Origin of the sequence: Rhodopirellula europaea 6C (assembly GCF_000338295.1) — a bacterium.
GTDB lineage: Bacteria > Planctomycetota > Planctomycetia > Pirellulales > Pirellulaceae > Rhodopirellula > Rhodopirellula europaea.
In genome coordinates this window covers 49,198-61,596 of sequence record NZ_ANMO01000120.1, presented here as the reverse complement: position 1 = coordinate 61,596, position 12,399 = coordinate 49,198, and the positions used below count along the sequence as shown (strand labels likewise).

Here is a 12,399-nt window from a genome sequence, read left to right as displayed (position 1 = left end):
CTGTGGACGAACATTGACCAGCGTTCGGTCACACAGCCTTGTTGGGTTTCCCGCAGCAGTTGTAGCACCCTGCGATCAGCGCCCCGAACAACCACCCAAGTACGAATGTCTCAATCGTCCCGAGTACGGTTTCCCAAATCGGCATGTCCCATCGCATGATCGAAGTGACATCGACGCCGTGCATGACGCTATTGAAGAACTTGATCGCGGTATCCTGCGGCACCGTCATCATTACGAAAACGCAACCGACGTACGCGATCGTGCAAGCCGCTGCGACCGCGAAACCGAATCTGGGGATACTTAGCTTATTCATGACTTTCCTCTTGATGGTGTATGTGGTCGGTCATGTGCCCACGCATCATCAGTAGATGACAGCCGAGCATCAGAACGATGAAGACAGTCAGCGTGATTCCTTCACTGACGCCGATTAGCGGCAAGACGAAGATCAAGAGGATCGGCAATCCACAGCCAATCAACATGTGCGAAGAGTGTTTCATCTCGGTCGCCTTAAACTGTATTGAACCGTCGTACTCAGTGAGTTAGATGCTTCTTTCCGCGTATTCTTCAGACCAAACAAATAAAAAACCGCAGCGATGTGGAACCCGTGAAGATTCCCGTCGCTGCGGCATAGAAAGTGGAGGAGGTGGGAGACAACGAGTGGAGGAGTGATCGGCTCCCAACTCCTAGCTCCCAAACTCAGATCAGTGCTTGTGACCTTCACCGTGTCCATGAGCGGCGTGATCGTGGCCTTCCAGCGTTCCCGCTTTGATCAACTCTTGCGCCTTAGCCAGTGTTCCGGCTGGATTCGCTTGCGCCTTCTTCGTGCATCCTCCACAGCACAAGTAGACCCGCTTACCGTCGATCTCTAGTTTCAGCGGTGCGCCCATTGAGCCGAGGAAGCTCGTGTTCGCGACGGCGCAATACTTTTGTGCTTCGACAGCCATCCGTTCTTCCATCGGCAGCTTAGCAAGCGTCGCCGTTGACTCACGCAACTTCATGACCGTCTTGACCGTTTTTTCGCCACCCTTCTTAGCGTCATCGATGCATGCTTTGCAGCACAGGAAAACTGGCTTGCCTTCGATCATCACTTTCAGTGGCGTGCCCATCGAGCCGAGGCGGTCGTAGGTCATGATCGGACAGAAACGCTGAGCCTTCGCGTACTTTTGGTCTTCTGCCGAGAGCGTCGACAACGCCGTTTCGATCTTTTTCTCAGCCTTCATCATGGCCTGGTGATCGTGGCCCGCTGCCTCAGCGTGCCCCTCATGGGCGAAAACGGATGCGGAACCAAAGCTGCCGGCAATCAGTCCGAGGGCCAGCGAAAACAGGAGAGGTGATCGTTTGATCGTCATTCGGAGAATCCTTCGATTCAGGGTTAGGAAACCAATCTTTCGCGACCGGGCCGTCAATCGACACGCTTGGGCGATCACGAAACGATATATCGCACGTTGCCGGGTTAGATGCTTGGCCTTACCGGATTCTTCACGTGAATTCAGAATCTTTTCTGAGACCGGAGCATCCGAAGCATTCGTCAATTTCCTGGAAGCCCACTAAGGGCAAATGCCAGCAAAGTGCGGCAGTCTGACCCATCTCAGTTTTCTGTGAAGGATTCGACGACTTGGTGCATCCAACCGGCCAAGTTCACGTTTCCAAAACCCCACTAAGAGATTTTGATGATGAAAATGTTCATGGCAGCGGCAGCATTGGCTGGATTGATCGGTGTCCCCGCGCAGGCGGATGCCGGTTGCGGATGCTCCGGTGGTGCTCAAACGCCAGTCGCCACGGGCGCTCCGATCGCCTCCTACTACGCGGAAGGTGGTTGTCCAACCGCATTGCCCGCTTATCAACCAGCCCCGAGTCAGTATGGCCCAAGCGGCTATTCCGCTGCCCCTGCTTACTCGAATGTCCCGGTCTACTCGAACCCGCCCGTCAACTACGCAGCACCGCCTGCTGCGATGCCCATGAATGCTGGAACAACCATGCCGGGCCAGCACTCACCTGTTTCGTCATTGGCAGCGTCGCCGTTTACCAATCTTACCGGCAAAGTGCCGAGCTGCTGTGCAAACGGAGGATCAAGCTGCTGCGCCGATGGCGGTTCGAGTTGCTGCCAGAGCAAACCTGGCGAAGCTCCAACATCATTGCCCACGATGATGCAGCTCAGCACGTCAGGAAACGCACCCTTACAAGGCCAGCCCGCAGCACCTGGCAGCAATCAGGCACCTCCCATGCCCATATCCAACGCAGCATCCGCGCCCACAGCCGGTTTAGCTCCGGTCGTGACTGATCCGCATGCTGGTCATCAGCATTGATTGACGGTTCCAACGTCAAACCCACGACGGATCGAGCATGAAAGCATGAGTGGTTCGCCCATTGAGCCAACAAACGCCACCTCGAAACACATTCCAGAATTGGATGGGGTTCGAGGTTTGGCGATTTTGCTCGTCACGCTCTATCGCTTGTGCGCGTACTAGATGTCTGCGGACAGGGTAGCCACGGGTTGCGATTGAGGTCGCGAGCTAACACAATTGAAATGGTTGAGTCGCTTGTGCGGCTCCGCTGGACCCAACCGCACACCGACAAATTAATAGGCCCACCCAGTGGACAATCCGTCAACCTTCGGCGTGTGGCTAGCGATCACCGGATTCGTCGTGTTCATCATCTCTGCTGTGATGATCTTCGCCGGAATCGTCCTGCATTATATGTCCGCCAAAACGCGATCGAGCGGCGCGATGATTGCGAGCAGGGGTGGTCTGGGGATGTTGGTTTTCCTTGCACTAATGGTTGCGTTCACGGTTTCATTTCAGACACACAAACTTGGACTCTCGCCGCTTGTTCAAGCACTCCTCGATATTCTCGCCGTTGCCGTCGGAGTATTGGCTGTATTTTTTTCGCCAGGTGGATGGATCTTTCGCGATGCAAACGTTGAAAAGCGAGACTCGACGGAAGATCCTGATCCACACCGATAGACCGTTCCGGTCGATGAAACGGTATTCCATCCGCCCTGACTGGCTATATTCCGGTTACGCCGCCATCGCGAATGGTTCAGGATATAGTCTTGGCGAACCATCGGACGCAACGGAGGCACGCTGGTTTGCTACTTGAATGAATCGTCGGCTCAAGGGCCCCGCTGGTCCGTGCCCTTGGACTACACTGCTCCGCAAAAGTCGCATGAATCTCGGACGGTTGCTCCGATCGTCGCTGCTGCGCTCGCTGGGGAAGTGCAGCTACGCAATGTACATCTTCCAAAGCCCTTTGATTCCACCAATTGGCTTGCTGCCATTTTCGGCCAGCGTCTTCGATCAAATTGGCGGTAAGGACCCAGTCTCCGCTCATCTGTGTTACGTCGCATTCATGTTCGTGCTGACATACCTAGTCTCCGTGTTGAGTTGGCATGTATTGGAAAAACACTTCCTGCGATTGAAGCGATACTTTAAGGCGTCGTGACCGCGGTGACGAACCGCGAGGATGGGAAAACACCTCGCGATCTAACTCTGTTCGCAAAAGACCGCGTTTGACTCGTCGCCAACATCGGAGCAGAATCGCCAATACCCTGGGGAAGTATGCGGGTTGGGCGAAAACGCCATCCGATCACCAGCCAAAACGTGGAATCTCATGCTGCCGAATTGGAGCGTCTCGCGACTAAATGACGATGCCTTGACTAAGCACAAAGTAGGTTCGCCGATTGCACATATTCAAGGACAAGAAAGTGTTACGAGCATCGAAAGTCAAGTTGGCTGTATCGTCGATGGCAATGGTCATCGCGTTCGCAAGTCCAGCTATCGTGACGCATGGTGAAGAGCACGCTATGCATCATGCGGCAAGTAAGGTTTTGGTGGATGCCGACATCCTAGCTGCTTTCGTGAACAAACCATGCGAAAACTTTCAACTTGCACGCAAGCAATTTCTTTCCGGCAACAACGCGAAAGCGGCAGGACATTTGAGAACCGCGTCGGCGTATCTGCGTCTCGAAGCGGCTCGGGCCGAAGCGACGTCTCGGGTTGCGATCGAAACCTCGGTTCGTGAATTGGAGCAGTTGGCGTCGGCGGTTGAGCGTGGTGAAGTTCGTGCGTACAGCGAGCTACAGCGAGTCTTTGTCCAAGCTCACGTCGCACTCGCGTCACACCACTGCGTCCAAAGCGACTCTTGTTGTTGCCAGCTAGAGAAGGATGGGAATGAAGGCGATGTGACCTGCGTTTGCCGGGAACTCAATGCGGCCACAATCCACCTTGAGCAAGCGACGATGTGGCGAAATGGCGAGTTGGCTAATTTGGTTCAACCGACGTACGATGAGTCCCACTTTGCCGAGATGGAGTCAATGGGTTTCAGCAATTCGATGGCAATGCCCAAGAACAACGCGGATCAAAACCAATTTTTGTCCAGTATGAAACAGCGCATCGGCAGCTTGCACAAAAAACTCGAAGCGTTCACCGGACGCAAAATTCAGTTAGCCCGACCGAACGAAATTGATGCGTTTGGCGGGATGGGTTTGCGATAGGGAGCCGAAGCGAACGCCTTAAGCATCAGAACGACCCAGCGACCATTTGAGTAGCGGTGGCGTCACGATCGTCGTCGCGAACACGACGATGACAAGGGCTGCGAAGAGCGAATCATTCACAACACCCAGTCCACGACCGACACCTAGAAAAACGAGCCCGACCTCTCCTCGTGGAATCATTCCGATTCCAACCGCGAGCCGACTGAGATTGCCTCCAGCGACGATACCTGACAGGAGCTTTCCGATCACGGCACACAGCGTGAAGATCGCCGCCAGCAGCAACGTCATGCTGTCGAAGAAGAACGTGACATCGACTTGCATTCCAACGAACAAAAAGAACAACGGTGACAAGAACCGCTCCAGCGGTGCGATCGTCGTCGAAATCGTTGGGACAACTCGTCCGTTCTCGGACGCAGATCGAAGTGGAGCAACGTGGTCCCGCATCACCAGTCCGGCTGCGAACCCACCCACAATCGCGGCCAACTCAACGGCCTGCGCTAACCAAGCAAATCCGAAGGTGAATGCCAATGCAAAAAACTCTCGGCCGTTCTGTTTGTCGAGCGATTGAAACAACTTCGCCCCGCGAGCCGCAAGGGCTTCACCGAAGATCAGGGTGAGGAAGACAAATAGCAATGCCGTTCCGCTGGTTTGGGCAATCAGCCAAGGGTCAACATCGCCACTCGTTGCGATTCGCGACACGATGGCCAAGAGCACTAGTCCAAGCACATCGTCGATGACGGCAGCACCCAAGATGATTTCGGATTCGTGTCGGTCCATGGCCTGCAAATCCTTCAAAACGCTTGCCGTAATGCCAACGCTGGTTGCGCTAAGTGTTGCCGCCAGAAAGAGATGCCCGGCAACCGACATCTGAACGTGCAAGGCGACGCAGGTCCCGTACGCCAACGCGAACGGTGCAACAACACCGATCACTGCGACCAACACGGCCCGTCCACCGACACGTTTCATCTTGGCGACACTGGTTTCCAGTCCGGCTGAAAACAACAGCAAGATGGCACCAAGCTCGGCCAACGCTGCAAAGATCGTTGCGACGTGAGTTGCCACGGGTGAAGTCTCGACGAGCGTCTCTGCTGACTCGGGATTCATCAAGACCGCAAAGAGCGGCAACCCGAACCAGAAACCAACGTTGCCAACGATCACGCCCAGCACCAGCTCGCCTAAGACCGACGGTTGCTCCAGCCAATCACACAGCCACCGCATCGCCATGAGTGCGAGAAGCAACGAGCTTAGAAATAGAAGGAGGACGGATAGGTCGTTCATTGGCTTTTTTTAGTGGGGAGGTGGGAGACACGGAGCATTTGCGACAGTCTTCACTCAACCATTTTCTATCTCTCAGACTCCCCCTCTCCCACCTCCCCGCTTCGTCAGTGATGCTTGTACCAACCGGCCCGCTTGATGTCATTCCAACTCGTCGTTTGGTGACACTGATGACACTGCTCGACGCGGGCGTGCGGTTTACCGGCAACCTTCGCGGAGATCATCTTGAAGTGCATCATGTAGTGGCTCGGTGGGGCTTGATGGCATTGGTTGCAGTCGGTCGAACTCGTTGACGGGTGTTTGTATTCAGGAATCATCCAACGGTCGGTCGCGTGGCACTGCGCACAATCGTTTCCGAACAACCCCTGGTGTTGGTCGTCGTTGGAATGACAAGATTTGCAGTCAAGCACCGATTCTTGCAATGTGATCCGGTCATGAGGGGCGTTGGCAAATTTAAGTTTGTCGGCCAGACCGACTCGGGCCGCTTGCTCTTCACTGCCCGGCTCGGCATCCTCCAAAACTTTGAGTCCGATGGATGTCAGCAACGAGTGATCCATCTCGGACAAATTGGCGTCGAGTCCGCGATGCTCTTGATGACATTCCTTGCACGTCCCGACGCTGGCGTGAAATGCGGTCGGCTGCCGTTGCAAAATGGAGTCGTTGTTGGCGTGGCACAAGATGCACTTGACCGTATCCACCCCCGTCAGCGGCGTGTGGCAAGCTTGGCAGTTGTCGGTCAGGTTCGCATGTGCGGCCGAGAGCACGCCAGGATTCACGGATTGATGCAGGGAGTTTGAAACTGAGTCGATGGCGGTTTTGGGTATCAGCCCAGAGGCATATGTGATCGCCAATCCAGCAGTCGTTACGACTAACACGATCGCGATTCGTTTCATAGATACAACTCCCAACAGTTTGCAAAGCAGTTTACGAACGAAGAGGTAAGTCCGGCTCAACGGGTTACTCAGACGCAGCGGCAACCGCCAGTCGCAGGCGGCCTGCACGGGAGCGAAGAACGTCCACGACAGAAGCTTTCCCAGCCTTGAATTTCGCTTCTGCTATATTCTTTAGGTCTGTTGCGATTTCGAGCTGTGTGTTGATAAGCTTCGTTCGCGAGTCTTTCCCGATAGCAAGTTCAAGATCAGCAGCGAGCAGTTGCTGTTGAGTCTGAATAAGCGGTTCGATTTCTGAGCCTCCGTTCTTGTACTCCTTCGATTGCACTTGCAATAGTTCTCTAAGTATCTCCCGGCGTTCCTCATGCAATTTCAAGATGCGATGCCGTGACTCCTCATTCGCAGCAACGATTTCGATTTCCAAACGCTCCGCCTTGCAGAGTAATACGTCAGAGACAGAAGCTTCACGCAAACGATACTTTGATTCTAACGATGTCTGAAAATCTTTTGCCACGCCGATCGATGAAGCGATTATTTTCGCCCTCGCATCCGCGTCAGATTCAGCTGCAAGACGTGCAACAAGCAGTTGCCTATTCGTATCCAGAACTGCCGCAATTGTAGACTCGCCGCGTTGGTATGCTTTCGTTCGCGCCTGAAGCAGTTCCGAGAGAGCAGTAATGTGTTTCGCTCGCAAGTCGCTAAGTTGCGGGGCGTCCTCCCGTTGCGAATCGATCGGTTGCTGTCCGACTACATTTGTCGAAGTTTCGGCAGACAACAATATTGCGATAACACAGATTGGAAATATCTTCATGGAATTGCCTCAGTCAAGGGAACGAATGGGATTATTCAAGCCATCGCAAGCCGAAGTACACGGCGTAGTACACGTGCACGAACATTAATGCGTACAGGGCAAACGAGATCGCGATATGAAACTTAAGCCACTTGCCGAACCACCTTTTGAAATCCTCATGAGTCGCAATGGCGTATTCGACATCCGCAATGGACTCAGCTAAACGAACTAGGGTGATCGAATCATGAGAGGTGGCTTGAGACTCATTGATCGATTCCGCCAAAAAGAAACTTGCCGCTAGCCGACTGAAGAAACCCGTGAACGGCCTCAGGCTTCGCGCTGTCGCGGGGTTGGAAGCAATGTCGGTAGCAGCTTGGTCATACGCGGATTGCAACTCCGATAACATCGCCTTCTTTGCTCTGATTTCCTTGGTGAATCCCGACATCAGATAGCGTCCGACGAAACCACTGACAACGACCAACAGGGTCATCGCAGTCAATGTGATACCGAGCGGGCTGTTGTACCTGTGACCGCTGTGAATGATGACCAGGATCGGCCCCAGGACTCCGGCATAGATGTGCCAAGCCAACAGAGTTCGCATCGAAACATGCTTGGTAACGGCTTGCTTCAACTTCTTGTTGCGTTTAACGATCAAGTAGGCCAAGGGAACGAGCATCAGCAGCGCGCCAGACACACCAAGGGCACCGCCCCAGAAACTTCCGGCGAAGCGATGCGAGTGATGAAGTGGAAAGCCCAGCCATGCGAGAAGCATGAGCATGACGAGGCCGGAGACGACAATCTTTTCGCGTTCTTTCACGCTTCCACCTCAACGTCCTGATCGGCCTTTGCCTGGCACGCCAAAACCATGCCCTTTTCCCTGTCTTCTTGTTCCAGGCCATCGTCGACTTCCATCGTCACGTCGCCGGACAGAAGTTTGACAACGCACATCCCACAAGTACCGACTCGGCAGGAGTAGTCAATGTCAACATCTATACGTTCGGCGGCCTCCAACAAGGTTTCGTCGGCTTGAAACTCCGTCGCTTTGTCCGAAATTGCAAACTTGACCCGCGCGCCGGAAGTCGCTGTTTCTTTGGACTCCTGCTTTTTTGCGACTTTCGCTTTCGGTTTTTGAGTGGAGCCGAAGTTTTCCGAGTGAATGTTATCCGCCGGAACGCCCAACTCGGCCAGCATCTCCTTGGTCGCTTCCATCATGGCGGGAGCACCGCAGATATGAATTCGTTTCTTCGCGATGTCGGGAATCCATTCGGTTAGCATCTCTTTGCTAAGTCGTCCGCTACGGTAGCCGTTCATGTCACCGTCGATACGGCTCATCGCAACATGCACATGTAGATTCTCAAACTCGGTTTGCAATCGTTGCAGTTCCGACTCAAAGATAAAATGCTCTGGATCACGACAGGCAACGACAAAGTGAATCTCGCCGGACCACGCCATGTCGGTGAGCGCTCGGGCAATACTCATCATGGGCGTGATTCCAACACCGCCGGAGATCAGTACGATGTCGCTGGATTCTTGGCCAGTGAAGGTGAACCGACCGCTAGGCGCTCTTACCTCCAACGTGTCTCCAACCTTCACCTGGTCGTGCAAGTAGCGTGAGCCAGCTCCTTCGTCTTCGCGTTTCACCGTTACTTCGCAGTAGTAACCCTGCGTTGGTGAAGACGAAATCGTGTAGCTGCGTTTGATCGGTTTCTCGGCGGTGGGCAGCGTGAACGTTAGGAACTGACCGGGCAAGTAACTGAAGGGAATGCCGCCACCGTGGCAGGCTACCAAACGAAATGTTTTGACATCGTCGGTTTCCTGAGTGATCTTGGCGACGCGCAACCGGCAGAGTTTTTTCTTGGCCACCGGAAGCAAGCCACCGGAGTCAATTTCCTCGGCGGCTGTTTCGGTGACGCAGCCATCGTCTGTGTCGCAGCAGTCGCTTGACGAAGATGGGGAGGTCGGTGATGGGGAGTCTCGGAGCGGGGGAGATTGGGAGTTCGAGTTGGACACCGTTGCTTTCTCACCGACTCCCGGACTCCCAGACTCCATATCTTCTCCACTCCCAGGTCCTCCACCAGCCACAGCAAGCTTCTCAAGCAACGTGGCGGCGCGGCGCATTTTGAAGAAATACATCCAAATCATTGCGGCGGCAAAGAGGACCAAGATTGCCATCACGATGGAATGAAAGGGAGTCATTCCCCACAGCATCGCGTTGGATGATGCCACCGGAGCTGCGTCGCTCAGATTCATTTCGTTCTTGAACCACTGCAGGGCAACGTTTCGCGGGGCCTTACCTTCGCGGAGCGCTCGATGCGCGGCCAGTCCGCTCTCAAAGTCACCGAGCCCCTCGCGAATTTTGTCCGTCGCAGCCTGCATCGCGGCAAAATCATCGCTTCCGGCGGATGTGGATAGTTGGTCAAAGCCTTCACTGAGCACTCGCGTGCCCGCAATCATCCGCTGGTGAGCCTCCTGTTCAAGTTCGCCGCGACGTTCCATCGGCAAGTCAGGCAGTTCCATCAGCGAAGGATAGAGGTCTTTGGGTTTAGGCGCACCCATCTTTTCCATCATGCCACCCATCCCTCCCCCACCCATCATTCCGCCACCACCTTTGCCGCCCCCCATCATTCCGCCGCCCATCATGCCTGGCCCGGCACCTTCGGGCGGCCCGCCTTTCCCCATGGAGCCCATTCCTTTCGGACCTTTCCCCATCCCCGAATCAGCACCGCCAGACGCGGCTTCTTCCGGGTGATGGCTGGCGTGCTCCTCTGGCGAAATCTGGCCGTAAGCCGAAGGTGACGCCAGCGCGGATGCGATCGCAACCAAAGCAACCATGATGGAAAAAGAGGCATCGCTTGACCGTTTCATCAACAATCGTCTCCGTATCGGGAATCAGTTCGTCGATTGGTTGGATGAGTCGGGCTGGCCATTTCTTCATGGTCGTTTCGTGAAACTGGACAACTTCTCCGTCATCAGTGCTGAAAATATTTTTATTCGCCGCGAAGAATTCGATTGCAGCGTGCATCTAACCAAACGAACTGGTCGAAAACAGGATGTTAAGCCCACGGTGATCACGGCGGATTCATGAACGCGATGCTTTTCCAACCAATGAAGTTTGCTGCATTGCTAGCCGTGGCCGTGTTCTCCGTCCAACCGGTGCAGCGATCGATGTGTCGATGCCCGCATTGCCCTCAACATGCCAGCGTCACTGTTGAATCCGACGATCAATCTTGCTGTGACGAGATGGTTTCGAGTGATTGCTGTTGCGACGACGGCCCTGTCGCTCCCGGCGAGCGTTGCCCCTGTGGTTGCCGGCAAACGCCGGCTGACCAGAGTATCGAACCGCAATCCGAATTGCCTCAGGTCGAAACTGTCGCCAGTGACACGACGACATGGTTTCTCTCGTCGGTCACCAGGCCTCAGTCGGTAACGGCTCAGCGTGATCGCTCGATACCTGGCGTCTCTCTGTGCATTGCGCTCTGCCGGTTTCGTTTGTAGCGTGCAAGAATCGCGAAGTCTTCGGTCTTAAACACCGGTGCGCGTTCGCAATCTCGATTCTTTGCCAATGAACCAAACGAAAACATGGATGGAATAACGATGTTGATGCAAGAAATGACCTACTCAAATCAAGCGACCATACTTTGTGACGAAGACGACAAGGTGCATTTGGTCGGCTGCCCGACATGCGGTCGTGCTGCGAAAGTGCGAACACAGTGGCTCGACACTGAACTCGCCTGCGGGCACTGCTCGGCAACCTTTGTCGTCAGCGAGTTGATGGATGGCAGCAAGATTGCCCGATCCACCAACGCGGATCATCCTCAACCCAAAACCGAACAGCCGATCCTCAAGTTGGACGGCCACCGACGATCAAAGACAGGGTTTGGTACGCAAACAAAGACAAAAGCTCACACCAATGCCCAACGACCGGTCGCGTTCCTGATCGAACCACGCGACGAAGTCTATGCACGGTTGGCGGGCGATCTGGTCGAGGCTGGCTTTCGCGTCGTACGAGCGATTACGGTAACCGATGCCCTGAAGGCATGCGGAAAATATCGCCCGCGTTTGGTCCTGGCAAACATTTCGTTGTCCGAACGAAAGGCGTGGCAGATGGCTCCCAAATTGGCATTGCTCGACAGCGACACACGCGTTTGGCTGTACGATCATGCGATCGAGGTTCACGACTACGCGATGGCCGATTTTCTTGGCATCGAGCAATTGATCGAATACGGCGGCGACGTTTTCCGGTTGTCAAAGCAGGTTCGTCAATTGCTCGCTAACAAATCGTCTGGACAGGCCGAACCCAAGCGCGCAAGCGTGGCGTGAAAAGTTGGATTGACTCAAGCCAACGCTACAGCAAACCCATCTGCTTCCGTTGACTCAATGAAAAGCGATTGTCGATGTATCTCGCAATCGCTTTGGAGAGTATTTTTCGCATCGACGTTTCATCGTAATCGAGCTGCCTTGTTAGCTCTCTGGACCGTTTGCCAATCACATATGCAATCGTGTCGCGGCACTCGTGATAGACAGAGTTTCGTTCCACCTGTCTGCTATGCGCTCGATCGAGTGCATCTTTGATGTCAGGATGCTTGTCAAGGTAACTCTCGGTAACGAGGTCAACGAGAACGCGATTGAAGAAACCATTTCCATACCGAGACTCGGTTGCTGCCAGTTCGTCACGAAGTCGAATCGCAAATCGGCTGGTCTCTGATTCTAAATCCTTGGATCTCACCTTCAGGTCAATCAATTCCTCGTTGATCTCAGAGTCCCAAGGGAATATCGAAATCGGCTTGTCGCTCCCGACGCTCCAGATTGAAAGTTGATATCCATCCAATCCAAACGATTCGTCCTCGTTGCGAACATCAACCACGAATTTTTGCCCGTGTTGAATTTCAGCAACCAGTCGCGCAAGCAATGGATGGTTCGCGGATGTTGTCATAGGAAAAGGCTCGGGCTGG

14 protein-coding genes are annotated in these 12,399 nt (G+C 54.3%); 5 read left to right on the top strand and 9 right to left on the bottom strand.

The annotated features are described in order from the left end of the window. Positions 1–28: 28 nt before the first annotated feature. The 3 genes from RE6C_RS12990 to RE6C_RS12980 all read right to left on the bottom strand — a co-directional run bounded on the left by RE6C_RS12990 (position 29) and on the right by RE6C_RS12980 (position 1,349). Positions 29–313 carry a DUF5676 family membrane protein gene (locus RE6C_RS12990; RefSeq protein ID WP_039961944.1) on the bottom strand — a complete coding sequence of 95 codons (285 nt, stop codon included), beginning with the start codon at positions 311–313 and terminating at the stop codon, positions 29–31. Continuing rightward, entirely contained in the window at positions 306–497 is a 192-nt protein-coding gene (locus RE6C_RS12985; protein ID WP_039961943.1) for a hypothetical protein, read from the bottom strand. The genes RE6C_RS12990 and RE6C_RS12985 overlap by 8 nt, the downstream gene beginning before the upstream one ends. A 204-nt stretch (positions 498–701) precedes the next feature. Beyond that, positions 702–1,349 (bottom strand): hypothetical protein, encoded by a 648-nt coding sequence (locus RE6C_RS12980; protein WP_236618181.1) that lies wholly within the window; start codon positions 1,347–1,349, stop codon positions 702–704. Between the two features lie 336 nt (positions 1,350–1,685). Here RE6C_RS12980 and RE6C_RS12975 point away from each other — a divergent pair, with 336 nt between their 5' ends. From RE6C_RS12975 to RE6C_RS12960, 3 genes are all read left to right on the top strand, one after another. Further along, the gene (locus RE6C_RS12975) at positions 1,686–2,306 is read left to right on the top strand and encodes a hypothetical protein (RefSeq protein ID WP_160167202.1); all 621 of its coding nucleotides are present in this window, start codon (positions 1,686–1,688) and stop codon (positions 2,304–2,306) included. An 859-nt stretch (positions 2,307–3,165) separates the two neighbouring features. Next, a complete protein-coding gene (locus RE6C_RS12965) occupies positions 3,166–3,441 on the top strand; it encodes a hypothetical protein (protein ID WP_039961940.1) in 276 nt (91 codons plus the stop codon). Between the two features lie 286 nt (positions 3,442–3,727). Continuing rightward, positions 3,728–4,492 (top strand): hypothetical protein, encoded by a 765-nt coding sequence (locus RE6C_RS12960; protein WP_236618180.1) that lies wholly within the window; start codon positions 3,728–3,730, stop codon positions 4,490–4,492. 18 nt (positions 4,493–4,510) lie between these two features. On the opposite strand, the gene RE6C_RS12955 is transcribed toward RE6C_RS12960, so the two are convergent. From RE6C_RS12955 to RE6C_RS12935, 5 genes are all read right to left on the bottom strand, one after another. Then, entirely contained in the window at positions 4,511–5,770 is a 1,260-nt protein-coding gene (locus tag RE6C_RS12955) for a cation:proton antiporter (RefSeq protein WP_236618179.1), read from the bottom strand. 104 nt (positions 5,771–5,874) lie between these two features. Then, on the bottom strand, positions 5,875–6,660 hold the full coding sequence (locus RE6C_RS12950) for a cytochrome c3 family protein (protein ID WP_008657153.1): 786 nt from the start codon (positions 6,658–6,660) through the stop codon (positions 5,875–5,877). A 64-nt stretch (positions 6,661–6,724) separates the two neighbouring features. After that, positions 6,725–7,468 (bottom strand): hypothetical protein, encoded by a 744-nt coding sequence (locus tag RE6C_RS12945; protein ID WP_039961939.1) that lies wholly within the window; start codon positions 7,466–7,468, stop codon positions 6,725–6,727. Positions 7,469–7,499: 31 nt separating this feature from the next. Then, positions 7,500–8,264, bottom strand: coding sequence for a hypothetical protein (locus RE6C_RS12940; protein WP_008657148.1), 765 nt, complete (start codon positions 8,262–8,264; stop codon positions 7,500–7,502). After that, entirely contained in the window at positions 8,261–10,312 is a 2,052-nt protein-coding gene (locus RE6C_RS12935; RefSeq protein ID WP_236618178.1) for a 2Fe-2S iron-sulfur cluster-binding protein, read from the bottom strand. Before RE6C_RS12935 ends, RE6C_RS12940 begins: the two co-directional genes overlap by 4 nt. Between RE6C_RS12935 and RE6C_RS12930 the strand changes: the two genes are divergently transcribed. Both RE6C_RS12930 and RE6C_RS12920 read left to right on the top strand, forming a co-directional pair. Continuing rightward, positions 10,278–10,532, top strand: a complete 255-nt coding sequence (locus RE6C_RS12930) for a hypothetical protein (RefSeq protein WP_008657146.1) — start codon at positions 10,278–10,280, stop codon at positions 10,530–10,532. The two genes, RE6C_RS12935 and RE6C_RS12930, sit on opposite strands and share 35 nt — an antisense overlap. 509 nt (positions 10,533–11,041) lie before the next feature. Further along, complete coding sequence (locus RE6C_RS12920) at positions 11,042–11,767, top strand: response regulator (protein ID WP_201766876.1); 726 nt, start codon at positions 11,042–11,044, stop codon at positions 11,765–11,767. 25 nt (positions 11,768–11,792) lie between these two features. On the opposite strand, the gene RE6C_RS12915 is transcribed toward RE6C_RS12920, so the two are convergent. Continuing rightward, positions 11,793–12,380, bottom strand: coding sequence for a hypothetical protein (locus tag RE6C_RS12915; protein WP_008657131.1), 588 nt, complete (start codon positions 12,378–12,380; stop codon positions 11,793–11,795). Positions 12,381–12,399 lie beyond the last annotated feature (19 nt).